This is a genomic window from Pseudomonas sp. MWU16-30316, assembly GCF_020515645.1.
Lineage (GTDB): Bacteria > Pseudomonadota > Gammaproteobacteria > Pseudomonadales > Pseudomonadaceae > Aquipseudomonas > Aquipseudomonas cerasi.
Window position 1 is genome coordinate 147295 of the sequence record NZ_JAIZAZ010000009.1, and the last position, 26328, is coordinate 173622.

At 59.2% G+C, this 26328-nt stretch carries 22 protein-coding genes and 4 tRNA genes; 6 read left to right on the top strand and 20 right to left on the bottom strand.

Annotation, left to right across the window (positions count from 1 at the left end):
• Nucleotides 1-311: 311 nt before the first annotated feature.
• A complete protein-coding gene (locus tag LCH65_RS23685; RefSeq protein WP_003371145.1) occupies nucleotides 312-1211 on the top strand; it encodes an EamA family transporter in 900 nt (299 codons plus the stop codon).
• Between the two features lie 270 nt (nucleotides 1212-1481).
• Here LCH65_RS23685 and LCH65_RS23690 read toward each other — a convergent pair.
• From LCH65_RS23690 to rluD, 7 genes are all read right to left on the bottom strand, one after another.
• Nucleotides 1482-1558 (bottom strand) — tRNA-Pro (locus tag LCH65_RS23690).
• Between the two features lie 97 nt (nucleotides 1559-1655).
• Nucleotides 1656-1731: transfer RNA gene (locus LCH65_RS23695), tRNA-Lys, on the bottom strand.
• Between the two features lie 5 nt (nucleotides 1732-1736).
• Nucleotides 1737-1813, bottom strand: a tRNA-Pro gene (locus LCH65_RS23700).
• Between the two features lie 29 nt (nucleotides 1814-1842).
• Nucleotides 1843-1918: transfer RNA gene (locus tag LCH65_RS23705), tRNA-Asn, on the bottom strand.
• A gap of 295 nt (nucleotides 1919-2213) precedes the next feature.
• Nucleotides 2214-4778 carry an ATP-dependent chaperone ClpB gene (clpB, locus tag LCH65_RS23710; RefSeq protein ID WP_072367034.1) on the bottom strand — a complete coding sequence of 855 codons (2565 nt, stop codon included), beginning with the start codon at nucleotides 4776-4778 and terminating at the stop codon, nucleotides 2214-2216.
• 171 nt (nucleotides 4779-4949) lie between these two features.
• Nucleotides 4950-5678, bottom strand: a complete 729-nt coding sequence (gene pgeF, locus LCH65_RS23715) for a peptidoglycan editing factor PgeF (protein WP_024662489.1) — start codon at nucleotides 5676-5678, stop codon at nucleotides 4950-4952.
• Entirely contained in the window at nucleotides 5675-6637 is a 963-nt protein-coding gene (gene rluD, locus LCH65_RS23720) for a 23S rRNA pseudouridine(1911/1915/1917) synthase RluD (protein WP_002551999.1), read from the bottom strand. The genes pgeF and rluD overlap by 4 nt, the downstream gene beginning before the upstream one ends.
• Nucleotides 6638-6786: 149 nt before the next feature.
• Between rluD and LCH65_RS23725 the strand changes: the two genes are divergently transcribed.
• From LCH65_RS23725 to LCH65_RS23740, 4 genes are all read left to right on the top strand, one after another.
• Nucleotides 6787-7809, top strand: coding sequence for an outer membrane protein assembly factor BamD (locus tag LCH65_RS23725; protein WP_003371138.1), 1023 nt, complete (start codon nucleotides 6787-6789; stop codon nucleotides 7807-7809).
• Between the two features lie 119 nt (nucleotides 7810-7928).
• Nucleotides 7929-8168, top strand: coding sequence for a PP0621 family protein (locus LCH65_RS23730; RefSeq protein WP_032609810.1), 240 nt, complete (start codon nucleotides 7929-7931; stop codon nucleotides 8166-8168).
• Nucleotides 8158-9750, top strand: coding sequence for an ATP-binding protein (locus LCH65_RS23735; RefSeq protein ID WP_003435661.1), 1593 nt, complete (start codon nucleotides 8158-8160; stop codon nucleotides 9748-9750). Before LCH65_RS23730 ends, LCH65_RS23735 begins: the two co-directional genes overlap by 11 nt.
• 2 nt (nucleotides 9751-9752) lie before the next feature.
• Nucleotides 9753-11090, top strand: coding sequence for a sigma-54 dependent transcriptional regulator (locus LCH65_RS23740; RefSeq protein WP_003371131.1), 1338 nt, complete (start codon nucleotides 9753-9755; stop codon nucleotides 11088-11090).
• Between the two features lie 129 nt (nucleotides 11091-11219).
• Here the strand turns inward: LCH65_RS23740 and thiO are convergent, their stop codons facing one another.
• From thiO to LCH65_RS23775, 7 genes are read right to left on the bottom strand one after another with little or no spacing between them, the layout of a single operon-like run.
• Complete coding sequence (gene thiO, locus LCH65_RS23745; protein WP_003371129.1) at nucleotides 11220-12323, bottom strand: glycine oxidase ThiO; 1104 nt, start codon at nucleotides 12321-12323, stop codon at nucleotides 11220-11222.
• Nucleotides 12324-12348: 25 nt separating this feature from the next.
• On the bottom strand, nucleotides 12349-12747 hold the full coding sequence (locus LCH65_RS23750) for a type IV pilin protein (RefSeq protein ID WP_003371127.1): 399 nt from the start codon (nucleotides 12745-12747) through the stop codon (nucleotides 12349-12351).
• A gap of 11 nt (nucleotides 12748-12758) precedes the next feature.
• The gene (locus LCH65_RS23755; protein WP_226439854.1) at nucleotides 12759-15956 is read right to left on the bottom strand and encodes a PilC/PilY family type IV pilus protein; all 3198 of its coding nucleotides are present in this window, start codon (nucleotides 15954-15956) and stop codon (nucleotides 12759-12761) included.
• The gene (locus LCH65_RS23760; RefSeq protein ID WP_003371123.1) at nucleotides 15943-16434 is read right to left on the bottom strand and encodes a PilX N-terminal domain-containing pilus assembly protein; all 492 of its coding nucleotides are present in this window, start codon (nucleotides 16432-16434) and stop codon (nucleotides 15943-15945) included. The genes LCH65_RS23755 and LCH65_RS23760 overlap by 14 nt, the downstream gene beginning before the upstream one ends.
• A gap of 11 nt (nucleotides 16435-16445) precedes the next feature.
• Nucleotides 16446-17153: a prepilin-type N-terminal cleavage/methylation domain-containing protein gene (locus LCH65_RS23765; protein ID WP_003435649.1), complete on the bottom strand. Its 708-nt coding sequence runs from the start codon at nucleotides 17151-17153 to the stop codon at nucleotides 16446-16448.
• Entirely contained in the window at nucleotides 17150-17665 is a 516-nt protein-coding gene (gene pilV, locus LCH65_RS23770; protein ID WP_002551985.1) for a type IV pilus modification protein PilV, read from the bottom strand. Before pilV ends, LCH65_RS23765 begins: the two co-directional genes overlap by 4 nt.
• Entirely contained in the window at nucleotides 17665-18138 is a 474-nt protein-coding gene (locus tag LCH65_RS23775; RefSeq protein ID WP_002551984.1) for a GspH/FimT family pseudopilin, read from the bottom strand. The genes pilV and LCH65_RS23775 overlap by 1 nt, the downstream gene beginning before the upstream one ends.
• 131 nt (nucleotides 18139-18269) lie before the next feature.
• On the opposite strand from LCH65_RS23775, the gene LCH65_RS23780 reads away from it, so the two are divergent.
• Complete coding sequence (locus tag LCH65_RS23780) at nucleotides 18270-18770, top strand: GspH/FimT family pseudopilin (RefSeq protein ID WP_003371117.1); 501 nt, start codon at nucleotides 18270-18272, stop codon at nucleotides 18768-18770.
• 6 nt (nucleotides 18771-18776) lie between these two features.
• Here LCH65_RS23780 and ispH read toward each other — a convergent pair whose 3' ends face one another.
• The 6 genes from ispH to murJ form a co-directional block, all read right to left on the bottom strand.
• Nucleotides 18777-19724 carry a 4-hydroxy-3-methylbut-2-enyl diphosphate reductase gene (gene ispH, locus LCH65_RS23785; RefSeq protein ID WP_003371115.1) on the bottom strand — a complete coding sequence of 316 codons (948 nt, stop codon included), beginning with the start codon at nucleotides 19722-19724 and terminating at the stop codon, nucleotides 18777-18779.
• Between the two features lie 58 nt (nucleotides 19725-19782).
• Nucleotides 19783-20259: a peptidylprolyl isomerase gene (locus LCH65_RS23790; RefSeq protein WP_003371112.1), complete on the bottom strand. Its 477-nt coding sequence runs from the start codon at nucleotides 20257-20259 to the stop codon at nucleotides 19783-19785.
• Nucleotides 20252-20758, bottom strand: coding sequence for a signal peptidase II (lspA, locus tag LCH65_RS23795; RefSeq protein WP_003371110.1), 507 nt, complete (start codon nucleotides 20756-20758; stop codon nucleotides 20252-20254). The genes LCH65_RS23790 and lspA overlap by 8 nt, the downstream gene beginning before the upstream one ends.
• Nucleotides 20751-23582 (bottom strand): isoleucine--tRNA ligase, encoded by a 2832-nt coding sequence (gene ileS, locus LCH65_RS23800; RefSeq protein WP_074809097.1) that lies wholly within the window; start codon nucleotides 23580-23582, stop codon nucleotides 20751-20753. Before ileS ends, lspA begins: the two co-directional genes overlap by 8 nt.
• A gap of 20 nt (nucleotides 23583-23602) precedes the next feature.
• Entirely contained in the window at nucleotides 23603-24529 is a 927-nt protein-coding gene (gene ribF, locus LCH65_RS23805) for a bifunctional riboflavin kinase/FAD synthetase (RefSeq protein ID WP_003371105.1), read from the bottom strand.
• A gap of 132 nt (nucleotides 24530-24661) precedes the next feature.
• Nucleotides 24662-26200, bottom strand: a complete 1539-nt coding sequence (gene murJ / locus LCH65_RS23810) for a murein biosynthesis integral membrane protein MurJ (RefSeq protein ID WP_003371103.1) — start codon at nucleotides 26198-26200, stop codon at nucleotides 24662-24664.
• Between the last annotated feature and the right edge of the window lie 128 nt (nucleotides 26201-26328).

The window sequence follows — 26328 nt, forward strand, 5'->3', positions numbered from 1 at the left end:
TGATCGGCGCACCGGCAAACCTGAAGTATCTGCTGGTCAATCGGCTGATTCGCAGCCCCAGTAAGCTGGAACTGCTTTCCGTGGTCGTGCGCCAACGTCTTGCTCGCACTGCTTTTGACGCTCGTGTCAGGCGCCAAGGATTACCTGCTTTATGGGTTGCTGCCGCATTCGACAACTTTTCAGGCCTTGACCTGGTTTATCTAACTCGCCGAACATTGCCCGATGATTGCCAAGGCCAGCGTGGATCTGCAGGCCACCCGCAATCGCTTCACTCCTCTCAAACGACAAACCAGCGACAGGGAACGTCATCAATGCAATCCAATTTCAGCAAGGGCGTTATCTTTGCGCTCTCCGCCGCCGCACTGAACGCAACCATTGGTGTGCTCAGCAAGGTACTCATGAGCAACGGCTTCACCTCCAGCAGCGTTGCCGTCATCAAAACGATACTGGGGTGCATCCTGCTCTCGATCGTGCTGCGTTTCCTCAAGCGTCCGACATCAGCCGCCAAATGGAGCCAGGCCGCGATCTGCGCGTTCCTCGGTATTTTCGTGCTGTTCCATTTCGAAACGTCCGCCTACCGACATTACGCTGCGGCGGGTGTCGTGGTCGTACTCATGGCCAGTGCCTCAATCTCGTCGATCATTCTGGGGCGCCTGTTACTGAAGGATGCCATCACTGCAAACGCAACCGTGGGTGCCGCACTGGCCATCTCAGGGATTGCAGTGATCTTCGGCGCTGATTTGCAACAGGGCTTCACTCTGGAAGGTGCAGCGCTGGCCTCGATCGCAGGCTGTGGCTACGGAGCGTTTTCAGTTGCCATGAAAAAAATGGGCGTTTCGGGGGGCCTGCATTTCACTCGTCAATTGCTCTTCTTCGGCAGCCTGTACCTGCTAATGCCGGCCGCCGCCGATGGTTTCGTGATCGGCGAGCTGTCATCAATGGCTATTGCCGCACTGCTGGCGCTGGCCGCCCTGCCGACCATCCTCGGCTTTTTCTGCACGACCAAGGCCATCGAATACCTCAAGCCATCCCAGGTGCAAGCGCTTGAACTCACCGAACCGCTGTTTGCGGCATTGCTGGCATTTGTAGCCCTCAATGAAGTACCGCGCGAAAGCCTCTATCCGGGAGCGGCCCTGATCATCGCTGGTTTGTGCTTCTCCAACGAACTGATACGCCTGGGTCAAAAAGCGCCGACGCGGGCCAGTCAGTAAGGCAGGCAGCGGCCTGTCAGTTGCGAGCACGTTGATTCCAGTACCCGATGTCATGCGTGAGGCCCCGTACACAAGCACTCGCTCGGTACGGCGCACTCCAGACATCACAGAGCTTGCCGGTGCCCTATTTCGCATCAGACGGCGGCTTAGCGCGGTTTCAAATGAAAATTCACCCAACAAAAAAGGCGTCCCGAAGGACGCCTTTTCTGTTGGACTCAAAACGACTGTTCTTGAGTCCTGATCTTCAACCCTGATACAACTGGGCGAAAATGGTCGGGGTAAGGGGATTCGAACTCCTGACATCCTGCTCCCAAAGCAGGCGCGCTACCGGACTGCGCTATACCCCGATGATGCTAAAAAACACCTCCGAGGAGGCGTTTTCTATTTGGGTGACGCTTGTGGCGTCACTCCCTAAGATCCAGCCAGATACAAACTGACCAAAAATGGTGGGTCGTGTGGGATTCGAACCTACGACCAATTGGTTAAAAGCCAACTGCTCTACCAACTGAGCTAACGACCCAAATATGGTCGGGGTAAGGGGATTCGAACTCCTGACATCCTGCTCCCAAAGCAGGCGCGCTACCGGACTGCGCTATACCCCGACTGAAACTGCATTGAACCTTGCGAAATCTGGCTCCACGACCTGGACTCGAACCAGGGACCCAGTGATTAACAGTCACTTGCTCTACCAACTGAGCTATCGCGGAACTATCAATTTCAGATTCAACTTTACAACCTGTCGCCTTGAAACCAGCTTGCTGTTAACTCGTTGATTTCAATCTCATCGACCTTTCCGCTTCGTTTGTATCGTTGCGTTCACGTCTCTGAGGCGCGCTATTCTACAATTTTAAAAACACCTGTCAACCCTATAAATTGCTTTTTAAGACAATGATTTGCGATTTTTTTTCAGATCGCCTCTCGGACCTGATTCTACTGCTGACCACGCCTCAAAAAAAAGGCCCTCGGTTCGAGGGCCCTTCTATAGAGCGTTGACGAGCGCTGTCAGACAAACGTGATCTCGTCGTCGACCACCTTGCCGGTGATAGTCGTACCGGGCATGAAGCTGCCCGAGAGGATCATCTGCGCCAGCGGGTTCTCGATCCAGCGCTGAATCGCCCGCTTCAGCGGCCGTGCGCCATAGACCGGGTCGTAACCAACGGCGATCAGCTTGTCCAGCGCCTCGGGGCTCAGGGTCATCGACAGCTCGCGCTCGGCCAGACGCTTGCGCAGGCGGCCCAGCTGGATGTCGGTGATACCGGCGATCTGGTCACGCGCCAGCGGTTCGAAGATCACCACTTCGTCGATCCGGTTAACGAACTCCGGACGGAAGTGCGTACCGACTGCGTCCATCACTGCAGCACGCTGCGCCTCACGGTCACCGACCAGCTCCTGGATCTGCGCAGAGCCCAGGTTGGAAGTCATGACGATCACGGTATTGCGGAAGTCCACCGTGCGCCCGTGGCTGTCCGTCAGGCGTCCGTCTTCAAGCACCTGCAAGAGGATGTTGAACACATCGGAATGCGCCTTCTCGACCTCATCGAGCAGAATCAGCGAATACGGTTTGCGACGCACGGCTTCGGTCAGGTAGCCGCCCTCTTCGTAACCAACATAGCCTGGCGGCGCACCGATCAGGCGAGCCACGGAATGTTTCTCCATGAACTCGGACATGTCGATACGCACCATCGCCTCTTCGGTGTCGAACAGGAATTCGGCCAGCGCCTTGCACAGTTCGGTCTTGCCCACGCCGGTCGGGCCGAGGAACATGAAGGATCCGCTCGGACGGTTAGGGTCGGAAAGCCCGGCACGCGAACGACGCACGGCATTGGAGACGGCGACCACCGCTTCTTCCTGGCCGATCACCCGGTTGTGCAGCAGGGTTTCCATGCGCAACAGCTTCTCGCGCTCACCTTCGAGCATCTTCGACACCGGGATACCGGTCCACTTCGACACGACCTCGGCAATTTCTTCCTCGGTCACCTTGCTGCGCAGCAACTGGTTTTCCGGCTTGCCGTGCTGGTCGACCATTTGCAGGCTGCGCTCCAGGTCGGGAATGATCCCGTACTGCAACTCGGCCATGCGGTTCAGATCGCCACGGCGGCGCGCGGCTTCCAGCTCCTGGCGAGACTGTTCGATTTTCTGCTGGATCTGTGCCGAGCCCGTGACCTCGGCTTTTTCCGAGGTCCAGATTTCTTCAAGGTCCGCGTACTCAAGCTCAAGACGCTGGATTTCACCCTGAAGTTTTTCCAGGCGCTTGATCGCCGCCTCGTCTTTTTCCTTTTTGAGGGCCTGAGCTTCTACTTTCAGCTGGATCAGGCGACGTTCAAGGCGGTCGAGTACTTCAGGCTTGGAGTCGATCTCCATGCGAATACGGCTGGCCGCTTCGTCGATCAGGTCGATGGCCTTGTCCGGCAACTGGCGGTCAGTGATATAGCGGTGGCTCAGCTTGGCCGCTGCGATGATCGCGCCGTCAGTGATGGCGACCTTGTGGTGCACTTCGTAGCGCTCTTTCAGGCCACGCAGGATCGCAATGGTGTCTTCTTCGCTTGGCTCGTCGACCAGGACTTTCTGGAATCGACGCTCAAGCGCCGCATCCTTCTCTATATACTGGCGGTACTCGTTGAGCGTGGTGGCGCCGACACAATGCAGCTCGCCGCGCGCCAGTGCAGGTTTGAGCATGTTGCCAGCGTCCATCGAGCCTTCGCCCTTGCCGGCACCAACCATGGTGTGCAACTCGTCGATGAACAGGATGATCTGGCCTTCCTGCTTGGACAGTTCGTTGAGCAGCGATTTGAGGCGCTCCTCGAACTCGCCACGGTACTTGGCACCGGCGATCAGCGCGCCCATGTCCAGCGATAGCAAGCGCTTGCCGCGCAGGCCATCAGGCACTTCACCATTGATGATGCGCTGCGCCAGGCCCTCGGCAATGGCGGTCTTGCCCACGCCAGGTTCGCCGATCAGCACCGGGTTGTTCTTGGTGCGGCGCTGCAGGACCTGAATGGTGCGACGAATCTCGTCATCACGACCGATCACCGGGTCGAGCTTGCCCTCTTCGGCACGCTTGGTCAGGTCAACGGTGTACTTGTCCAGCGCCTGACGCGACTCTTCGACGTTCGGGTCATTCACGGCACCTTCGCCGCGCAGGTTGTTGATGGCGTTTTCCAGAGCTTTCTTGCTGACGCCCTGCCCCAGCAACAATTTGCCGAGCTTGCTGTTCTCGTCCATTGCCGCGAGCAGCACCAGCTCGCTGGAAATGAACTGGTCGCCTTTCTGCTGCGCCAGACGGTCAGCCTGATTGAGCAGGCGCGCCAGATCCTGCGACATGTTGACGTCGCCGGTCGGGTTCTGGATTTTTGGCAGGCGGTCCAGCTCTGCACTCAGTTCCTTGCGCAGGCTGTTGACGTCGAAGCCTACCTGCAACAGCAGAGGCTTGATGGAACCGCCCTGCTGCTCAAGCAGCGCCTGCATCAAGTGCGCAGGTTCGATGGCGGGATGGTCGAGGCCAACGGCCAGCGACTGGGAATCGGATAACGCTAACTGTAATTTACTGGTCAATCTGTCGATACGCATTAGTCACCTTCCTTTAATGCAGGCCGGAGCAATGAACACACCTATAAAGAAAACCTGCTGAATAGCCAGTTAGATGCGGACGATTCTGCGCGTTTCAAGCGGGCCGGGGTTGATACAGATCAGACGAGTGTTCAGGCAAGTCTAGCTGGAATGTGCAAAACAGCCCGGCAATCAGGCGTGTTCGATCCAGATCAGCGAAGCGAAGCGGCCAGTGCGCGCGGCACGCCTGTAGGAAAAGAAGCGCGGGTCGGTGAAGGTATCCAGCCCGCCGCCATACACGGCAGAGACACCTTGGGCTGCCAGTCTTAACCGGGCGAGCGCGTAGATGTCGGCCATGAAACGATCAGGATTCGAACTGGCGACAAACGCAGCGGCTGTCTGCGGGTGGCTGGCGGTAAAGGCCTCGCGCACCTCGGGACCGACTTCGAACGACGGCTGGCCGATGGCCGGCCCCAGCCAGACCATGATGTCTTCGGCAGCACTCTGCAGGCTGTCGGCCGTCGCTTCCAGCACCCCGGCCGCCAGCCCACGCCAGCCGGCATGCGCGGCAGCCACACGCGTACCGTCACGACGACAGAACAGCGCGGGCAGGCAGTCGGCGGTCATGATGGTGCAGGCAACGCCAGGCGTGCTCGTCCAGCTGGCATCGGCCTCGACGACGCGGGATGGATCGGCAGGTACGACGTCTACGCCGTGCACCTGCTTCAACCAGGCGGGCTGAGCCTTGAGACTGGCGGTCAGGCGCTGGCGATTGCTCGCCACGGCCTGCGGGCTGTCATCGACGTGATCGCCCAGATTGAAGCTGTCGAACGGAGCCAGGCTGACCCCACCCGAGCGAGTGGTAACGCAGGACTTGATCTGTGCTGGCGCAGGCCAGTCAGGTATCAGCCAGTCATTCACCCGATGAACGCCTCGCGATCCTGCTTGAGCAGGGACAGCAACCAGACGAAATCGTCCGGCAATGGCGATTCCCAGCTCATGCGCTTACCGGTGGTCGGATGATCCAGCTCCAGGAAGCGGGCATGCAACGCCTGCCGCGGGAAGGTCTTGAGCGAATCGACCATGGTCAGGCTGGCCGCTGGCGGAATACGGAAACGACCGCCGTAGGCAGGGTCGCCGACCAACGGATAGTTGATATGCGCCATGTGCACGCGAATCTGGTGGGTACGCCCGGTTTCCAGCTTGACCCGTACATGAGTGTGCGAACGGAAGCGCTCCAGCACGCGGTAATGACTGACCGCCTGCTTGCCGCCTTCCATCACCGCCATGCGCTGGCGCTGCTGACCGTGACGGCCGATGGGCGCGTCGATCTTGCCGCCTGCGGTCACCACGCCGATCACGATGCACTCGTAGATACGGCTGACACTGCGACTCTGCAACTGGGTAACCAGCTGTGTCTGCGCCTGAATGGTCTTGGCGACCACCATCAGGCCGGTGGTGTCCTTGTCCAGACGGTGCACGATGCCGGCACGCGGAACATTGATGATGTCCGGTACATGGTGCAGCAGGGCGTTGAGCAGCGTGCCGTCGGCATGACCGGCAGCCGGGTGCACCACCAGCCCGGCGGGCTTGTTGATGACGAGGATCTGGTCGTCTTCATAGATGATGTCGAGCTCGATGTCCTGAGCGACCCATTCACCCTGGGCCTCCTGCTCGGCAATCAGCTCGAGAACAGCGCCACCGTGCACGATGTCGCGAGGGCGCAGAACGCCTCCGTCCACAGTCAGGCGGCCGTCCTTGATCCAGGCGGAAAGGCGCGAGCGCGAGTGCTCAGCGAATAATTGTGCGGCGACTTGATCGAGGCGTTGACCGCCCAATTCGGACGGCACCTCTGCGCGAAGTTCTATATTTTCGGACATGACCAGACTAGGTGGCGGCTAGCCTTTGGTTTCGGCAGCGCGCTTGTGGTTAAATACGGCGTCTTTTGTCCCGCCGGTATCGCGGGGCGCTCATCATAACAGGACGGCCCCGCCCAAGACAGCAGGCCGTTATAGGGACGCAAGCCGCCATGCAAGTGAAACACCTGCTGCTGATCGCCATCCTCGCATTGACTGCGGCCTGTTCGTCGAAGGAAGTCATCGACGAAAACCTCAGCGAAGTCGAGCTGTACCAGCAGGCGCAGGCCGACCTGGGAAATAACAGCTATAACAGTGCCACTGAGAAGCTCAAGGCGCTGGAATCTCGCTATCCGTTCGGTCGCTACGCCGATCAGGCTCAGCTCGAGTTGATCTACTCGAACTACAAGAATGGTGAACCCGAAGCAGCCAAATCCGCTGCCGAGCGTTTCATCCGCCTGCATCCGCAGCACCCGAACGTCGACTATGCGTATTACATGAAGGGCCTGACCTCCTTCGACCAGGACGTGGGCCTCCTGGCGCGCTTCCTGCCGCTGGACCAGACCAAGCGTGACCCGGGCGCTGCGCGTGACTCGTTCAACGAATTCGCCCAGTTGACCAGCCGCTTTCCGAACAGTCGCTATGCGCCTGACGCCAAGCAACGCATGATTTACCTGCGCAACCTGCTGGCGTCCTACGAAATCCACGTAGCCGACTACTACCTGACCCGTCAGGCCTATGTCGCCGCCGCCAACCGTGGCCGCTACGTAGTGGAAAACTTCCAGGAGACGCCTTCGGTCGGCGACGGTCTGGCGGTGATGGTCGAGTCCTATCAGCGTCTGCACCTTGACGACCTGGCTGCCACCAGCCTGGAAGTGCTGAAGACCAACTACCCGAACCACCCGCAACTGGCTGACGGCAAGTTCACCCCGCGTGAAGCCGAGGCCGATAACCGCTCATGGCTGTCGAAAGCGACCCTTGGCCTGATCGACGGCAGCGCTCCACTGCCACCGGGCCAGACCCGCGCCGATCAGGACATGAAGAAGCAGTACCAGGACGCCAAGGATTCCATTCCGAAAGAACTGCTGCCGGAGAATCAGGCCGAGCTGGACGAACAGGCGGAAAAAGACGCCGAAGCGAAAGGCACCAAGAGCCGTTCGTGGTTCAGCTACATGACCCTGGGTCTGTTCGACTGATCCTGAGTGCATAAAAAAAGAGGCCTTCGGGCCTCTTTTTTTGTGCATCAATTTTGCCCCTGTGCGCCCGCTCGCGGCTTGGCTACACTGCGCCATCGTCAATCACTAAGCTGGTAGTCATGGTTCGCTTACTTATGTGGGTCGCGTTGATCGCGGCGTTGGTCTGGTTCGTCAAGCGTCTGATCAATCCCCCCAAGCCGAAATCCCGCGCCGAGCCGCCTGAACTGGCCTCGACACCCATGGTGCGATGCGCGCAGTGTGGCGTTCATCTGCCGCAGGATCGTGCGCTGAGTCAGGCACAGCAATGGTATTGCAGCGAGGCACACCGGCTGCAGGGCCCCGCGGCACGTGACCGCTGACTCACCGTCCCTTGTCAGCCCGCAGGCGCAGCGGATTCTGCGGCTGTACCACCTCTATCGACTGACCATCGGCGTCGTACTGGTCCTGTTGATTTCCAGCAGCCTGGAAACCGAGCTGCTGCAACTGGCCAACCCGAACCTGTTCCGCTCGGGCTGCTGGTTGTATCTGGTGTTCAACATTCTGGTCGTCGTGCTGCTGGAACGCCCCAGCCGTCAGGCACAGTTTTTCGGCCTGGCGATGACCGACGCGATCATGCTCTCCGCGCTGTTCTACGCCGCCGGCGGGCCCTCCAGCGGTATCGGCAACCTGTTGATTGCCTCGGTAGCGATCAGCAATGTGTTGCTGCGCGGCCGTATCGGCTTGTTGATCGCTGCGGTTTCGGCCATCGGCATCATCTACCTGACGTTCTACATCAGCTTCGGCACACCTTCGGTTTCCAACGACTACGTGCAGGCTGGCTCGCTGGGCGCCTTGTGCTTCGCCGCCGCCCTGCTGGTGCAGGCGCTGACAGCGCGCATGCAGGTCAGCGAGGTACTGGCCGAGCAGCGCGCGGCGGATGTCGACAGCCTGGAGGCACTCAACGCACTCATTCTGCAACGCATGCGTACCGGCATTCTGGTGCTGGATGCCAACCATCAGGTGCTGCTGGCCAATCAGGGGGCCTTACACCTGCTGGGCCAGGAACAACTGGTCGGCCAGCTCATCGACACCTGCTCGCCACAACTGGTCGAACGCCTGCGCCAGTGGCTCGTCAATCCGATCATGGTGCCGCGCAGCATCACCACCGCCCCCGTGGGGCTGGTACTGCAACCGAGCTTCGCCACACTCAACCGTGGAGATCAGCGTCAGACGCTGGTTTTTCTCGAAGACCTGTCGCAGATTGCCCATCAGGCGCAGCAGCTCAAGCTTGCCGCACTGGGACGCCTGACCGCCGGGATTGCCCACGAAATACGCAACCCGCTGGGTGCCGTCAGTCATGCGGCGCAGTTGCTTAATGAATCGGAAGAGCTCAGTGCAGCGGATCGACGCCTGGGGCAGATCATTCATGAGCAGTCGGGACGCATTGATCGGGTCATCGAAAATGTCCTGCAATTGTCGCGCAGACGCGAAGCGCAACCCGAACTGCTCGACCTGAAAACCTGGCTGGAACACTTTGTTGCTGAATTTCGCAGTTCCGCTGCGCCCAATCAGTCGATTCATGTCGACATAAGCCCCGGCACGCTGACAACCCGCATGGATTCTGGACAACTGACGCAAATCATGACCAACCTGTTGCAGAACGGCCTGCGCTACAGCGGCAAAAATCATCCATCAGCACAGGTCTGGCTGAAACTGCACAATGACCCCAGAAGCGAGCTGCCTACGCTGGAAGTGCTGGACGACGGGCCGGGGGTCAGCGAGCAACACCTGAGCAAGATCTTCGAACCGTTTTTCACCACAGAGAGCAAAGGCACCGGCCTTGGTCTATATCTGTCACGTGAACTGTGCGAAAGCAATCAGGCGCACCTGGAATATGCGCCCCGCCCCACAGGTGGCAGTTGCCTGCGCATTACCTTCGCCCACCCGTTCAAGACGAGCTGAGCATGAGCCAACGGCAAAAAATCCTGATAGTCGATGATGAGCCGGATATTCGCGAACTCCTGGAGATCACGCTGGGGCGCATGAAACTCGACACCCGCAGTGCCCGTAACGTCGCCGAAGCGCACGACTGGCTGGCCCGCGAACCGTTCGACATGTGCCTGACCGACATGCGTTTGCCTGACGGTAATGGCCTTGAGCTGGTGCAACACATACAGCACGGCTACCCCCACGTGCCGGTGGCGATGATCACTGCCCACGGCAATCTGGACACGGCGATCAACGCGCTGAAGGCCGGGGCTTTCGACTTTGTGACCAAGCCGGTCGACCTCGGCAGGTTGCGCGAGCTGGTCAATAGCGCGCTGAGCCTGCCCGGCGCACCACCCACGCGAAGCATCGACAACCGCCTGCTGGGCGACTCGCTGGCAATGCGTACCTTGCGCAATCAGATCGGCAAACTGGCCCGCAGCCAGGCGCCGATCTACATCAGCGGCGAGTCGGGCAGCGGCAAGGAGCTTGTAGCGCGTCTGATCCACGAGCAGGGTCCGCGCATCGACAAACCTTTCATACCGGTGAACTGCGGCGCCATTCCTTCCGAGCTGATGGAGAGCGAATTCTTCGGTCATCGCAAAGGCAGCTTCAGCGGTGCCCACGAAGACAAGCCCGGTCTGTTTCAGGCGGCGCACACCGGCACGCTGTTTCTCGATGAGGTCGCCGACCTGCCGCTGGCCATGCAGGTCAAACTGCTGCGCGCCATTCAGGAAAAATCCATCCGCAGCGTCGGCGGCCAGCAAGAGCAGATTGTCGACGTACGTATTCTGTGTGCCACCCACAAGAACCTGAATGCAGAGGTCGCGGCCGGTCGGTTTCGTCAGGATCTTTATTACCGATTGAACGTGATCGAAGTGCGCGTGCCCCCATTGCGCGAGCGCCGTGAGGATATCGACCAACTGGCAGCCAGCGTGCTCAAGCGCCTTGCCGGGAACGGCGCACAACCCGTCGCACGCCTGAACGCGCAGGCGCTGGAAACGCTGAAGAGCTACCGCTTCCCCGGTAACGTGCGCGAACTGGAAAACATGCTGGAGCGCGCCTACACGCTGTGCGAGAACGATGAAATCCACGCCAGCGACCTGCGCCTGACAGAGTCCGCCAGCCCTCAGGAGAGCGACGGCCCGAGCCTGGCCGACATCGACAACCTTGAAGACTACCTGGAAAGCATCGAACGCCAGCTCATCCTGCAGGCACTGGAAGAAACACGCTGGAATCGCACTGCGGCGGCAGAAAGGCTCAGTTTGTCGTTCAGGTCACTGCGCTATCGCCTGAAGAAGCTGGGCCTGGATTGAATGCGTTGCGCGGCGAAAAACGTGTGACGCAGAGCGTCACGAAAGGCGTTCCCACGCGGGAGCGTGCGGAACGATAGGTGCGCGAGAGAACACCATCGTGCCCCACGCTCCGAATGACCGAGAGGATGGCTAGCCTGCCAGGCGCCCCGCAGGCGCGTAGGGTGCGGGGTCGATGATGGGCTCGCGGTCCAGCAGCAGGTCAGTGATCAACTGGCAGGACGCCGGAGCCAGCACCAGACCGTTGCGGTAATGCCCGCAGTTGAGCCACAGGCCGTCAAAACCTTCCAGCGGGCCAATGAACGGGATGCCCTCAGGCGAACCAGGGCGCAGGCCTGCCCATTGGGCGACGGGCTCGGCGTGGGCCAATGGCGGAAGCAATTCGACGGCCGACGCCTTCAAACTTTCCAATGCGGCCTGCGTAGTGGTTTTGTCGAACCCTTCATGCTCCAGGGTGCTGCCGATCAGGATATGCCCGTCGCGACGCGGGATCGCGTAGCGCCCTTTCGCCAGCACCATGCTCGACAGAAAGTCCGATGCACACTTGTAGAGAATCATCTGGCCTTTTACCGGCTCGACCGGCAGTTCCAGACTCAGGGTTTTGAGCAACTCGCCGCTCCACGCACCCGCCGCCAGAATCACCCGATCACCGGTGATATCCCCTGCAGACGTCTGCACACCCGAAATCCTGCTGCCTTCACGGGTAAAGCCGCTGACTTCACAGTGCTCGCGAATCTCGACATTGGGCAATGCCAGCAAGGCGGCCTTGAGCGATTTGACCAGACGGGGATTACGTACGTTGGCCACATCGGCCATGTAGATCGCCCGCGAATAGCCCTCACCCAGCACCGGCACGGCATCATTCACCGCCGAGATATCCACGCGGTTCAACGAACGTTTTTCGCGGGCAGCCCATTCAAGCGCAGACTGCTCGTCATCAAGATCGAGCCAGTACAGGCCGGTCCTGTGCACTTCAGGGTCGATACCGGTCTGTGCGAGCAAACGCTCGGCGAGGTGCGGGTAGAAATCCTGCGACCAGTGCGCCAGCGCGGTGACCGCAGTGCTGTAGCGCCACGGGTAAAGCGGCGAGACAATCCCGCCGCCTGCCCAGGAAGACTCCTGGCCAACGCCCGAACGATCCAGCAGCACGACGCTGACCTGCTCGGAGGCGAGATTGAAGGCGGTCAGCAGACCTATGACGCCACCGCCTACGATGACTACTTTCTGCTTGGACATCTTGGTCTCGTGACAAGGAAACGGTTTAGCGGCCCCAACAATCTTTGGCAGTGACGCCGCTGGTTGCGCCCGTGTTGGTACGCGCCCCGGTGTTAGTGATCACGAAACTGCCGCACTTGTCGCCAGCCATCAGCGTACCTGCGCGAGGGTCAGCTGTCAGGGTGAAGTCGGTGGCAGTTAGGGTCGGCGTTATACTGTAGTACGTATTACCTCCGCTCACGGTGGCCCCTACGTAAGTGGCCGCTCGTGAATAATACCGCTCCAGCGCCTGGCTTTGCTCGGACAGCAGGCTGGCAATCGCCGACCGCTGGGTGCGCTTCACGTATTCGGTGTAACTGGGGTACGCGATGGCCGCCAGAATACCGACAATCGCCACGACGATCATGAGTTCGATCAACGTAAAGCCCCTGGATGTCACTCGCATGTCTAGTTTCCCTATTGGATTTGTCGCCACATGATGCGCTGGAAGACGTTAGCGCTACCGCCCTTCTCAGTAATCTTGGTGGGCGGGCCGCCGCTGGAGTCAATCACGTACTTGTTATCGTTGGCCCCATTGGTACCGGCAACGATAGAAGCCACTACCGGGATACCGGTACCGATACCGAGACCGCCAATGATCAAATCCGAAGAGTTGATATCGCCGTCATTGTTGGTGTCTAGTACCTGGTAATTAAGCATGCTGCCAGTCGCGGCGTTCAGCTCGAACAAGCGCCCGGTCCCGGTGCTTTCGCAAGGGTCGCTAGAGTTGACGGCTGCCGTGGTGAAGATGATACGACCGCGAGAGGCTTGTGCCGGATAGATAATCCGCTCGCCGACATAGGGGGCCGTGGTTGCCAACGGCAGGTACCAGCCTTTCTTGGTGCCCCAATCCACATCATTGGAAGTCGTGGTGTAATACGTATTGCCACTTCCGACTACCGTCCCGTTAATGGCCTGGGGCTGCAGATTGGCCTCAACGATGTTGCCTGAACCGTTGTCGCCATCCCAGATGGCATAGAAATCCTGCAACGAGCTGGTCTGCTTGTCCGCAGTTTCGCTGAATTTCCCGGTACCGAAATACACGATCTTGCCGTTGAGTGGATGGTCCAGCAACAAGGGCTGAACGGTAATCGACTGACTGGCTCCCTGAGGTGCAGTGAACAGGGGTGAGCCATTGAAAGCGACTTTCCAGCTGGATGCTGCGGCCCCGCTCATGTCGAACTTCCACAGGCGGCCCTTGAGATCGCCCGCATAGGCTGCTTGAACGACATTCTGCGAATTGACCCGAAGTTTCACCGAAGACAACCCGTTATCCGTTTCGCTGCCAGTGACCGGAGTCGGAATTTCGGCAATGAACTGTCCGGTGTTGGCGTTGAGTACATACAGGGACGCCCTCCCGGTAAAACTGCCGTAACCGTTGCCCACAACAACGATCCCGGTGCCATCGGCCATACGTGCTACATCCGGCTTGGAGTAGGTGTATCCAAGGTTGTTGAACTTGTTGTTGGTGTCTGAAGTGTCGGGAGCCTTGACCTCCCACAATGCCCCGATGCTGTCTGCCGAACCTTCGAAAAGCTTGATCGCAAAAAAAGCCTTGCCGCCAGCGCCCAGCCCGGAATAAGCCACCGTGCGCCATACACTCCCTGCGGATGCCTGCGTATCGAAGACTGCAATCTGACCATCCACCGTGAAACGGTGAACGCCGGAACCGTAGGAAGAGGATGAAATGGTCGCCAATGAACTCAGAGACGTGGACGGCATATACGCGTATTTACGCGCACCGGAGCTGGCGTCGATCACATTGAAGAAGCCATCGTTGGCGTTGGCCAGCAGACTGGAACTCATGTTGCTGGACTTGGCAGAAAGGTACGTCGTGTAAGTGGTGTCGCCAAGCAAATCAGACGCCGTCTTCTCTGTCGGCAGCCCGGCACCCAATGATGAATTGACGATATCGCCCAAGAGCGTGGCACGAGTACGAAGCTTGGCATTGGCCGTGCCTTTGGCCCAGGCAATAACCTCCGCGCCGGTCACTCCGCTCGGCAGCGTAGCGGTAAAGGCATCGCGTTGCGCCTGCGTGAAATTCAGAAAATCCAGAGTGATTTTCGTCGGTGTCGCCGCTGTGCTCCATGACTCGAACACAGGCGCCTTGGTGCTGCTGGTGATCGTGGTATCGGTGGTCCAGACAGGGGCGCTCAGCGCTCCTGTCGTAGCGTCCAGATTGTAAGCCTTGATCGTGCCATGCCAGTCCGTCGGGTCATAAAGCGTCTGGTAGAAGCGGCTGCCCGCCTGAAGGGTGGACGAGTTTGCCACGCCACCGCCGCCTGAACCGGCCTTGGCATAGATATCGCTCAATGCGAGGTTCAAGGCGTTGTTCAAACCGGCGCTGTCATTGGTCTGGAAATACTTGCCGTGCCCATGATTATTGTCGGCAGCGTCTATCAGCATCTGGTTGGCGGCTGTGAAACCAATGGTGTAGGTAGTCATGTTCTGTTGAGAGAAGCCGTCTGTGTCCCAACTTTTCTTGGTCAGGTCAGTGGCAGGTGTACTGCTCGCTCTTCGCATGTCGATGTCATAGGCGAACTTGGCGAGGTCGTCCAGATAAAGCGTATCGCCCTCACCATCACCATTAAGATTGGCCCCGTCATTGGCCGCATTCAAGTCCCAATTGGGCAGTGAGCGGGAGGTATTGAGTACATCCTCCGGATCGTTGGTCGGGAACGTCCGATCGTATGTCGGCAAGCCGTCAGTGATCACCACGCCAAAGTTTTTCTGGCACCGGTACTGTATAGGGCTGGTGTAGGTCGTCGGTGCCCCGCTATAACCGTAATACGGGGTCATGCCCCGAAAGTAGCGGGTTATCTCATAATACGTTTCGGCCAACGGCGTATTGGAGTCGCCTCGCAGTGCATTGATGGCCGCATTGAGGGCAGTGACATTATCGTTTGCATCAGCCTGGCTGACACCGCCGTTGTTGTAAGGGTTACTGGCGACAGGGGACAGATCTGCAACAGGTCTGGAAATCTTCCCTCCACGCCCGGGATCAGCGTTGGTCGGCGGGTTGAACCCGGCCAGACCGATTCTCAGGGATTTGTTGTTGGCAACGAGGTTCAATGAAACGTTGCGCGCGACATTGATACGGTAATCGTTGGGAATGATGTTATTGACGGTGAAGTCTTTGGTAGTGGTGTTGGCGGCCCGCGTCAGGTCAACCAGATAAGAGAGGTAATCTGCAGTGTAGCGAGTGGTGCTCTCGTTGCCGGCCGGATCGGGCAACTTCAGGCAGTAACCCACGTTGTCACGCGCAACGTAGGTGTAATCGCTTCTGCACGTGTAAGGCCCGGCAGAGTCCAGCGAGAGCGTGTCGTCGCCCTGAATGGAGACGCCTCTGCAGTTAAAAACACCGCATGACCCAGGCTGCGCATAGATAATCGAGGGACGATTGGTCACCGTCGGATCAAAGCCGGCGGCCCAGATGATGTTGTACATACTCCCGGAGTTATCCACCAGTAGCATCAGGTTAGGCGGCACGGCCGACGCACTGAGCAACGGTACTTGTGCTGGCGTAAACGCATACACGGGCGTAAGGGCATAAAAAGCCAAAAGCGCACCGCCGAGATACTTCAGGCTGCGACGGAGTTTCTCAGCAATTGGCATAAATACTCTCCAGCACCGTGCGCGATGTGCCTTGAATAGCGACTGATGTCACGCGATAGAGCGTTACTGTCCCGGTACAGATCGGTGGCCGATTCACAGGTGTCGCAGTGGTCCCCAGATTCTGTACACCGTAAAAGCCACCACCTGCTGCCAGCCAGCTCACCCCGGACGCCCCCACTCCCGCGGCGGTCAGCGTGGTTGATTCAGCGGGTGGGGCGCAGTTTGTACACTTGGCCAGCGTGTATCCGGCCACCTTGATCGAAGACTCTCCCAGCCTTAATGCCGCTTCGGCCTTCTGGAAGGATTGATTGCGCAGGGTGACGCTTCCCGCCATCTTTTCCTGCAGCGTGGCGTTCTGCATGGAAGAGATACCCAGCAGAGTGAGCAGCAGCAGAAACACCAGACTGACCAGCAACACCATACCGCCCTGCCGGGCAGGGAAAGCCTGTATCGATTTGAATCGCACGATCCTGTTCATGCCCGGCCCGTTCAAAAGCGATTACGCAAGTAAGCGACAACGTTGTACTGCTGAGGCTTGACGATGCCGTTCTGCCCATCCTGCAGCGTCAGGCTGATACGCACACTGCGCACAGCGTCGGCGTTGGCCTTGGTAACAGCCGTGGTATAGGACATCGGGTTACCCGTCATGCCGAAAGAAACACTGAAGTCCGCGACGTTCTGCAACAGCGGCTGCGGAGTGCCGTCCGTGCCATATTTTATGGTCAAGTCTGTTCCGCTGAGCGTGTAGACCAACTGCCGCAACGGAAAGGCCGTCTGCCCCGCATCTGGCGCACGAGTACTGGCGTAAATCTGCGTCTTGGACTGACAGTCTGAAACGATGGTCCAGGTGGGCGTACTGCCTGTGGTCCCCACGTCGGCCGTCACCAGCGTCAGCGTCCTGCTCGGATTATCCCAGAGAATTGGAGTATCCAGTGCGATCGGCCACGGGATAGCAGGAGATACAGGCGTGTTGTTTTTGAAGCTCAGGCAGCCATACATGCCGGTCATCCTGATTTCCTGAATCAGTTTGCTCAGCAGGAAACGCGCATCCTCCTGCATCCGCGCTGCGGCATTCTGGCTCTGGTAGGTGCCTCTGGCAGCCGTGAATATCTGCACGATACCCAGGCTGACCACCAGCCCCAGGACCAGCGCCACCATGATTTCGACCAGACCGAAGCCCCTGGAAAGCTTTCTCATGGGTTGACCCCGATCCGCGAGGTCAGCGTAAAACTCCGGTTGCTCGGGCTGCCGGTCGTGTTCCCGGTTGCCTGATTGCTCGATCCCGCAGCCCTTGTGTCGCTCCAGCCGATGTTAATGGTCACTTCAGGAGCTCCGGTGATATCAATGCTGCCGGTACCGCTCGAGCCTGCAAAGTTGATGATGTTGCCTCTGAAATCAGAGAGATCCTGCGCTCTGGCATCGTTCGGATTGGCCGCTGGCGCCGCATCCAGATTCGCCAAGGCATAAGTCGCCAGTACATTGGTCGACCCATTGGCACTGGCATTACCATCAACATTGGCACGGATGCGGTCCATCATGTCGTAAGCAATGAAGCTCGCCTGACTGCTCATGGTCGCGCTGTCGGTGTACTTGAGCGCGTTGAGCTGAATGGCCGCGGCGCCCAGCAGGCCGATGGCCAGAATCAATACCGAGACCAGTACCTCGATCAAGGTCATACCGGTCTGGCGATATCGGGTTTCACCAGCCATTAGCAGCCTCCACCCAAGGTGATACGACCGGTCAGACAGACCTTTATGGTTTTGCTAATGGTGCCTCGGGTGTAAGTCATGGTCACCGCCGCAGCCGGGGCAATGAGCGCGCCCAGGTTGTTGAAATCAATTGCTGTGGCATTGTTATCGGCCACCAGCGTGGCGCCGCTGCTCATGGCCGCTATTTTTCGCAGCGCAGTGGGCGTCGTCTGAGTATCGGAAACCAGATACACCTGCAATTCGTTAGTCCACGCCGTCCCGCTGGTCGGCGCTATACGCACCGCCACTCCCCTGTTTATCGCCTCGAGTCGCGCATAGTTGAGCGCCCGCTGCAAATCGCTGAGTTCGGTATCGGCCTTGTTGCTCTGGATGGAGCTGGTGAAATTCGGGATAGCGATAGCCGCCAGGATGCCCACCAGGGACACAGTGACTAACAATTCGATGAGGCTGAATCCCTTGGCTATATGACGCATTGAGTGTCTCCTAGACGTTACGACTATAAGGCAGCAACGCCGCTGGAAAATCCATAGCGGGACGTACGGTTGTTTTGCGACGACGAACGCCCGCAGTGTATTGAAACGGCGGTTTCCAGGGAGGAAAGCATATGAAGCATGCAGGGTTCACACTGATCGAATTATTGATCGTCGTTGCACTGGTGGCCATCCTGGCCAACGTCGCAACCCCCTCTTTCAAGGAACTCATTGATTCCAGCCGAGGCCTTGCGACCGCCCGGGAGCTGGCCAGCGGCATTCGTTCGGCGAGAGCGGCCGCAATCACACGCAACCAGATCGTTACGCTTCATGCCATCGAGAACGACTGGAGCAACGGCTGGCGGATCATACTCGACGCAGATGGCAAAGGTCCCGACGAAAACGATCCGGTGCTGATCGAACGCGCCAATGGCGGCACAACGCGAGTGGTCGATAACCGCAAGCGTGTAGAGGAAATCAGTTTCAACGGTTTGGGGACGTTACGGCGCAGAACCGCCAGGACGTTGCACATTTGCTCTGCAGACCAGCCGGTGAGCAACTATCGAGTGATAGTCGCACCGGCCGGCCGCGTGAGGGTCGAGGACACGAAAATCGATGCAGCGCTGTGTGGCTGAATAGCCTCAGAGCAGCGACTTGACGCGCAATTCCTTGGGCATGGAGAAGGTGATGTTCTCCTCGCGGCCGGCAAGCTCATCCGCACCGGTCGCGCCCCAGGCCTGCAATTGCTGGATCACGCCGCGCACCAGCACTTCGGGGGCCGAAGCGCCCGCAGTGATGCCGATACGCTCTACACCGTCGAACCAGTCCTGTTGCATGTCTTCGGCGCCGTCGATGAGGTAGGCCGGAGTCGCCATGCGCTCGGCCAGCTCGCGCAGGCGATTGGAGTTGGAGCTGTTCGGGCTGCCCACCACCAACACCACATCGCACTCATCGGCCAGTTGCTTGACCGCGTCCTGACGGTTTTGCGTGGCGTAGCAGATGTCGTCCTTGCGCGGCCCGCCAATGGCCGGAAAGCGCTTGCGCAAGGCGTCGATCACCCGGCTGGTGTCATCCATGGACAAGGTGGTCTGGGTCACAAAGGCCAGGGCTTCAGGGTTGCGCACCTGCAGGCTGGCAACATCCTCTTCGTCCTCGACCAGATAGATCGCACCACCATTGGCGGCATCGTACTGGCCCATGGTGCCTTCGACTTCCGGGTGACCGGCGTGGCCGATCAGGATGCACTCGCGGCCGTCGCGGCTGTAACGGGCGACCTCGATATGTACCTTGGTCACCAGCGGACAGGTAGCATCGAACACTTTCAGACCACGGCCTGCAGCTTCGGTACGCACAGCCTGGGAGACACCGTGGGCGCTGAAGATAACGATGACGTCGTCCGGCACCTGATCCAGCTCTTCGACGAAGATAGCACCGCGAGAGCGCAGGTCTTCGACGACAAATTTGTTGTGAACAACTTCATGGCGCACATAAATCGGCGGACCAAACACTTCCAGAGCGCGATTGACGATTTCGATCGCGCGGTCCACTCCGGCACAAAAGCCGCGGGGGTTGGCGAGTTTGATTTGCATGCAGTGCCTCATGGTTGGTACGGGGTAGCCCGGCCTGGGCCGGGCTAGACGGCGAAGGTCAGGAAGCCAGAATCGCCTTCACTTCGAAGATTTCCACTTCAAAGCTCAGAGTCTTGCCTGCCAGCGGGTGATTGAAGTCAATGGTGACCTGATCATCATCGAATGCTTTCACCACGCCGGGCAACTCGGTATTGGCGGCGTCATTGAAGATCACCAGCAACCCTTCGGACAGTTCCATGCCCACGAACTGCGAGCGTGGCATGATCTGCACGTTTTGTGGGTTGGGCTGACCAAAGGCGTTTTCCGGCAGAATCTCGACGGTCTTTCGGTCACCCGCCTTGAAGCCGAAAATCGCCATTTCGAAGCCTGGCAGCAGGTTGCCATCACCGACCTTGAAGGTGGCTGGGGCCTTTTCGAAGGTGCTGTCGACGGTATCGCCGTTTTCCAGACGCAGGGCGAAGTGCAGAGTGACCTGCGTATTCTGACCGATGCGCAGCTCGTTGGACGAGCCTTGAGTCGAAGATTGCTCAGTCATTGACGGTCTCTCCGGTTTTCTTGCTCTTGAACATGTCCAGCGCCAGCATGATTGCCCCGACGGTGATGGCACTGTCCGCGACGTTGAACGCCGGGAAGTACCAGCGGTTCTGCCAGTGGACCAGAATGAAGTCGATCACGTGGCCCAGCACGATACGGTCGTAGAGGTTGCCCAGTGCGCCGCCCAGTACCAGCGCCAGTGCAACGGCCAGCCACGTGTCGTCACGCCCCAGACGCTTGAGCCAGACGACCAGCACAGCGCTGACCACCACTGCGATCAGGGCGAACAACCAGCGCTGCCAGCCGGCACCATCAGCCAGAAAACTGAAGGCGGCACCGGTGTTGTAGGCCAGGGTCCAGCTGAACAGATCCGGAATCACGATGATCTGCTGGTACAGGGTCAATGCGTTCTCGAAGTAATACTTGCTGGCCTGGTCAATGACCAGAACCAGCACGCTCAACCACAGCCAGGCCAGACGGCCAAACGAGGCGTTAGGCATAGTGACGAACCTCGCCTGCACCGCTGATGTTGTCTACGCAACGACCGCAGATTTCCGGATGCTCGGGGTTTACCCCTACATCCTCGCGGTGGTGCCAGCAACGGGCGCATTTGGCATGACTGGACTTGAGCACTTTCAGTTTCAGGCCGGCAACTTCGGTGACCACGGCATCGGCTGGCGCGGACGCGAGCGGCGCCACACTGGCTGTCGAGGTGATCAGCACGAAGCGCAGCTCGTTGCTCAGTTTCGACAGGTCAGCCACCAGCGACTCCTCGGCATACAGGGTCACTTCAGCCTGCAGGTTGCCGCCAATGGCCTTGGCAGCGCGCAGGTTTTCCATTTCCTTGTTGACCGAGGTCTTCACCGCCATGATCCGCTCCCAGTAGGCGCGGTCCATGTCAAAGTCGGCAGGCATTTCGGTCAGGCCTTCGTACCAGGTGTTGAGCATCACCGATTCATTGCGCTCGCCGGGCAGGAACTGCCACAGCTCGTCGGCGGTGAACGCCAGGATCGGCGCGATCCAGCGCACCAGCGCTTCGGAGATGTGGAACAGTGCCGTCTGGCATGAACGACGCGCGGTGCTGTTGGCCGCCGTGGTGTACTGACGATCCTTGATGATGTCGAGGTAGAAACCACCCAGCTCCTGCACGCAGAAGTTGTGGATCTTCGAGTACACGTTCCAGAAGCGGTATTCGCCGTAATGCTCTTGCAGCTCGCGTTGCAGCAGCAGGGTGCGATCCACGGCCCAACGGTCCAGCGCGAGCATTTCCTCGGCAGGCAGGATATCGGTCGCCGGGTTGAAGCCCGTCAGGTTGGAGAGCAGGAAGCGTGCAGTGTTGCGGATACGACGGTAGGCGTCGGCGCTGCGCTGCAGGATCTGGTCGGAAACCGCCATCTCGCCGGAATAATCGGTTGCCGATACCCACAGACGCATGATGTCGGCACCCAGCGAGTCGTTGACCTTCTGCGGCGCTACCACGTTGTTCAGCGATTTGGACATCTTGCGGCCGTTCTCGTCGACCACGAACCCGTGGGTCAGCAGCTCGCGATACGGTGCGTGATCGTCCAGCATGCAGCCGGTCAGCAGTGAGGAGTGGAACCAGCCGCGATGCTGGTCCGAGCCTTCCAGGTACAAGTCGGCACGCGGACCGCTTTCATGGCCCATCGGGTGCGAGCCGCGCAGCACATGCCAGTGCGTGGTGCCCGAGTCGAACCAGACGTCCAGGGTGTCGGAGATCTTGTCGTACTTGCCGGCTTCGTCACCGAGCAACTCGCTGGCGTCGAGCTTGAACCAGGCCTCGATGCCCTCTTTCTCGACACGCTGCGCCACTTCTTCCATCAGCTCGACGGTACGTGGGTGCAGGTCGCCGCTTTCCTTGTGCAGGAAGAACGGAATCGGCACGCCCCAGTTGCGCTGACGCGAGATGCACCAGTCAGGACGGTTGGCGATCATCGAGTGCAGGCGCGCCTGCCCCCATGCCGGAACGAATTCAGTGTCTTCGATGGCCTTGACCGCACGCTTGCGCAGGGTCTCGCCGCTTTCAGGCTGCTTGTCCATGCCCACGAACCACTGCGCCGTGGCGCGATAGATCAAGGGCGACTTGTGGCGCCAGCAGTGCATGTAGCTGTGGCTGATGGTTTCGGTGTCCATCAGGCTGCCGACTTCGACCAGCTTGTCGATGATGTTCTGGTTGGCCTTGAAGATGAACTGGCCACCGAAGAACTCCAGCGACTCGACATACACACCGTTGCTCTGCACCGGGCTGATGATGTCGTCGTTGCTCAGGCCATATTGTTTGCAGATAGTGAAGTCGTCTACGCCATAGGCAGGCGAGCAGTGAACGATCCCCGTGCCCGCACCCAGTTCGACGTAGTCAGCCAGATAGACTGGCGACAGGCGGTCGTAGAACGGATGGCGGAAATTGATCAGCTCCAGCGCCTGACCGGTGGTGGTCGCGATGACCGTGCCTTCCAGCTTGTAACGGGCCAGACAGCTTTCGACCAGTTCGGCGGCCAGTACCAGCAGTCTGTCGCCGACATCGACCAGCGCGTATTCGAATTCAGGGTGGACGTTCAGCGCCTGGTTGGCCGGGATCGTCCACGGTGTGGTGGTCCAGATCACGATGGACGCAGGCTTGCCCAGCGACGGCACGCCGAATGCAGCGGCCAGTTTTGCTTCGTCGGCGATCGGGAACGCGACGTCGATGGTCGAGGACTTCTTGTCCTGATACTCGACTTCGGCTTCAGCCAGTGCCGAGCCGCAATCGAAACACCAGTTGACCGGCTTGAGGCCCTTGAAGACGAAACCGCCCTTGACCATCTCGGCCAGCGCGCGGATTTCTCCGGCTTCGTTGGCGAAGTTCATGGTCAGGTACGGGTTGCTCCAGTCGCCGAGCACGCCCAGACGGATGAATTCGGACTTCTGGCCTTCGATCTGCTCGGACGCATAGGCGCGGCACAGCTCACGCGTACGGTCTGCGGAGAGGTTCTTGCCGTGGGTCACTTCGACCTTGTGCTCGATCGGCAGACCATGGCAGTCCCAGCCCGGCACATACGGGGCATCGAAGCCCGCCAGGGTCTTGGAGCGCAGGATCATGTCCTTGAGAATCTTGTTGACCGCATGACCGATGTGAATATTGCCGTTGGCGTACGGAGGACCGTCGTGCAGAACGAACTTGGGACGATCCTTGCCAATCTCGCGCAGCTTCTGGTACAGGCCAATGCTGTCCCAGCGCTGCAGAGTTTGCGGCTCGCGCTGGGGCAGGCCGGCCTTCATAGGGAAGGCGGTGTCCGGAAGGTTTAGCGTGGCTTTATAGTCAGTCATTTCAGGCTCTTGTTTAGCGGTTAGCCATGCCAATGGGCACGGGCGGCGGCGACGTCCGCATTGATCGCCGTCTTGAGCGCCTCCAGTGAGGCGAAACGCTGCTCATCACGCAGCTTGTGGTGGAAAGCCACCGTCAAACGCCGGTCATAAAGATCGCCGGCAAAATCCAGAAGATGCACTTCAAGGTGGGCACTGCCATCACCCGTTACCGTCGGGCGCACACCGATGTTGGCGACCCCCGGCCAGGCTTTGCCATCGATCTCGGTGCTGACCAGATAGACTCCGCTCAGCGGTACACGACGACGCTTGAGTTGCACGTTGGCGGTGGGCGTACCCAGCTGACGTGCCAGCTTCTGGCCGTGCAATACCCGCCCGGCTATCTGGAACGGACGACCGAGCATGCGCTCGGCCAGGGCAAAGTCCGACGCAGCCAAAGCCTTGCGCACCTTGGTACTGCTGACACGGATGCCATCTATTTCAACGGTCTGCGCCGCTTCTACGGTAAAACCATACGTCGTGCCGGCCTGTTGCAGGAAGTCGAAGTCACCGACCCGGTCGAAGCCAAAACGAAAATCGTCGCCCACTTCAAGGTGTTGAACACCCAGACCGTCGATCAGCACGGTTTCGACGAAACTGGCCGCGCTGAGCTTGCACAGACGCTGATTGAAGGACAGGCAAAGTACCCGGTCAACGCCTTCGGCACTGAGCAGCTCGAGCTTGTCACGCAGACGGGCCAGACGGGCCGGCGCCGTTTCGGGCGCAAAAAACTCACGCGGCTGCGGCTCGAAGATCACTACACAACTGGGCACACCCAGTTCGACTGCACGCTCGCGCAGACGCGCCAGGATAGCCTGGTGGCCGCGATGAACGCCGTCGAAATTGCCAATCGTGGCGACGCAGCCCCGATGTTCGGGGCGCAGGTTGTGAAGGCCTCTAACCAGCTGCATAACGCACTTCTTGCTCATAAAGTGGCCGATTATAACCACACACGGCCGTGGACGACAGGCAACACACCAAGACCGGATGAAGGTTCTCGGCGTGTGGCGACAAAAACCGAAGGTCAACCGCTGCGACGCGCCCTACATAATGGCTTTGCGGGCGAAATCCCTGAGGCGGAAGCCTAATAAAAGAAGCATGGCGAAATAGGTCACGACGCCGGCTGCAACCAGCGCACCCAGACGCAGAAAACGCTCCAGCATATGACCTTCGTCCCATGCAGGCATGACATGCATGAGCCCCAACAGCACCGCCGACATCATCGCGACGGCAATTACCAGCTTGAACAGGAACTTCGTCCAGCCAGGCTGCGGCTGAAACAGATCCTGCTTGCGCAACTGCCAGAACAGCAACCCGGCATTGATGCACGCCCCCACACTGATCGCCAGCGCCAGACCGGCATGCTGCAAGGGCACGATGAAGGCCAGGTTGAGCAATTGAGTCACTATGAGGGTGAAGATCGCGATTTTCACCGGGGTGCGGATATTTTGTTGAGCATAAAAACCGGGGGCCAGCACCTTGATCAGGATGATCCCCAGCAACCCGACCGAGTAGGCGACCAGCGCACGCTGAGTCATGGCCGCGTCGAGCGAGTCGAATTTACCATACTGAAACAGCGAAACGGTCAACGGTTCGGCAAGCAGCCCCAGCGCCAGCGTGCAAGGCAGAACCAGCACGAAACACAGTCGCAGGCCCCAGTCGAGAATCCGCGAGTATTCCTGGCGATCCCGCTGCGCGTAGGTTTTGGACAGTATCGGCAGCAGAATCGTCCCCAGCGCCACACCCAGCACGCCGGAAGGCAGCTCCATCAGGCGGTCGGCGTAGTACATCCATGACACCGAGCCGGCGACGAGGAACGAGGCAAAGATCGTGTTGATGATCAGAGAAATCTGACTGACAGAAACGCCAAGGATGGCAGGCAGCATCTGTTTCATTACCCGCCATACTCCGGTGTCGCGCAGATTCAGACGCGGCAGCACCAGCATGCCGATCTTTTTCAGGTGCGGCAGTTGGTAAAGCAGTTGCAGCAGGCCACCGACCAGAACCGCCCAGCCCAGCGCCATGACCGGCGGATCGAAATACGGCGTCAGGAACAGCGCGAAGAAAATCATGCTGACGTTGAGCAGCGTAGGCACGAACGCCGGCACCGAGAAGCGGTTCCAGGTATTGAGGATCGCGCCGGCCATCGAGGACAGGGAGATCAGCAATATATAAGGAAAGGTCACGCGCAGCAGGTCCGAGGTGAGCGCGAATTTCTCGGGGGTGTCGACAAAGCCGGGCGCGGTGGCCCAGATCACCCAGGGCGCAAAAATCACCCCGAGCAGCGTCACCAGGGCCAGCGCCAGGGTCAGCAGTCCGGTGACATAAGAAATGAAGGTACGCGTCGCCTCCTCCCCCTGCTGGCTCTTGTATTCGGCCAGGATCGGCACGAATGCCTGGGAAAAGGCACCCTCGGCGAAAATACGGCGCAGCAGATTGGGCAGTTTGAAGGCGATGAAGAACGCATCCGTGGCCATTCCGGCCCCGAAAGTGCGCGCGATAATGGTGTCGCGAACAAAGCCCAGAACCCTGGAAACCATGGTGATAGAGCTGACGGCGGCGAGTGACTTGAGTAGATTCATTGAAAGAGTTGTGCGCCTCGGCAAAGGATGGGCGATAAAGCCAGCCATTTATGCAATACTTCGCGCCGCAAAAATGCCCGAAGCAAAGGCCGCGAGTTTACAGGTCACAGGCCGGAAATAAATCCTCC

Excerpts from the sequence above, each read along its gene's own strand:
- clpB (WP_072367034.1), bottom strand. The coding sequence starts at position 4,778 with ATGCGTATCGACAGATTGACCAGTAAATTACAGTTAGCGTTATCCGAT.
- LCH65_RS23765 (WP_003435649.1), bottom strand. The coding sequence starts at position 17,153 with ATGAGAAAGCTTTCCAGGGGCTTCGGTCTGGTCGAAATCATGGTGGCG.
- rluD (WP_002551999.1), bottom strand. The coding sequence starts at position 6,637 with ATGTCCGAAAATATAGAACTTCGCGCAGAGGTGCCGTCCGAATTGGGC.
- LCH65_RS23755 (WP_226439854.1), bottom strand. The coding sequence starts at position 15,956 with ATGCCAATTGCTGAGAAACTCCGTCGCAGCCTGAAGTATCTCGGCGGT.
- LCH65_RS23750 (WP_003371127.1), bottom strand. The coding sequence starts at position 12,747 with ATGCGAGTGACATCCAGGGGCTTTACGTTGATCGAACTCATGATCGTC.
- LCH65_RS23775 (WP_002551984.1), bottom strand. The coding sequence starts at position 18,138 with ATGCGTCATATAGCCAAGGGATTCAGCCTCATCGAATTGTTAGTCACT.
- pilV (WP_002551985.1), bottom strand. The coding sequence starts at position 17,665 with ATGGCTGGTGAAACCCGATATCGCCAGACCGGTATGACCTTGATCGAG.
- ribF (WP_003371105.1), bottom strand. The coding sequence starts at position 24,529 with ATGCAGCTGGTTAGAGGCCTTCACAACCTGCGCCCCGAACATCGGGGC.
- LCH65_RS23725 (WP_003371138.1), top strand. The coding sequence starts at position 6,787 with ATGCAAGTGAAACACCTGCTGCTGATCGCCATCCTCGCATTGACTGCG.
- lspA (WP_003371110.1), bottom strand. The coding sequence starts at position 20,758 with ATGCCTAACGCCTCGTTTGGCCGTCTGGCCTGGCTGTGGTTGAGCGTG.
- ispH (WP_003371115.1), bottom strand. The coding sequence starts at position 19,724 with ATGCAAATCAAACTCGCCAACCCCCGCGGCTTTTGTGCCGGAGTGGAC.
- LCH65_RS23685 (WP_003371145.1), top strand. The coding sequence starts at position 312 with ATGCAATCCAATTTCAGCAAGGGCGTTATCTTTGCGCTCTCCGCCGCC.
- LCH65_RS23780 (WP_003371117.1), top strand. The coding sequence starts at position 18,270 with ATGAAGCATGCAGGGTTCACACTGATCGAATTATTGATCGTCGTTGCA.
- ileS (WP_074809097.1), bottom strand. The coding sequence starts at position 23,582 with ATGACTGACTATAAAGCCACGCTAAACCTTCCGGACACCGCCTTCCCT.
- murJ (WP_003371103.1), bottom strand. The coding sequence starts at position 26,200 with ATGAATCTACTCAAGTCACTCGCCGCCGTCAGCTCTATCACCATGGTT.
- LCH65_RS23790 (WP_003371112.1), bottom strand. The coding sequence starts at position 20,259 with ATGACTGAGCAATCTTCGACTCAAGGCTCGTCCAACGAGCTGCGCATC.
- LCH65_RS23740 (WP_003371131.1), top strand. The coding sequence starts at position 9,753 with ATGAGCCAACGGCAAAAAATCCTGATAGTCGATGATGAGCCGGATATT.
- LCH65_RS23730 (WP_032609810.1), top strand. The coding sequence starts at position 7,929 with ATGGTTCGCTTACTTATGTGGGTCGCGTTGATCGCGGCGTTGGTCTGG.
- LCH65_RS23760 (WP_003371123.1), bottom strand. The coding sequence starts at position 16,434 with ATGAACAGGATCGTGCGATTCAAATCGATACAGGCTTTCCCTGCCCGG.
- thiO (WP_003371129.1), bottom strand. The coding sequence starts at position 12,323 with ATGTCCAAGCAGAAAGTAGTCATCGTAGGCGGTGGCGTCATAGGTCTG.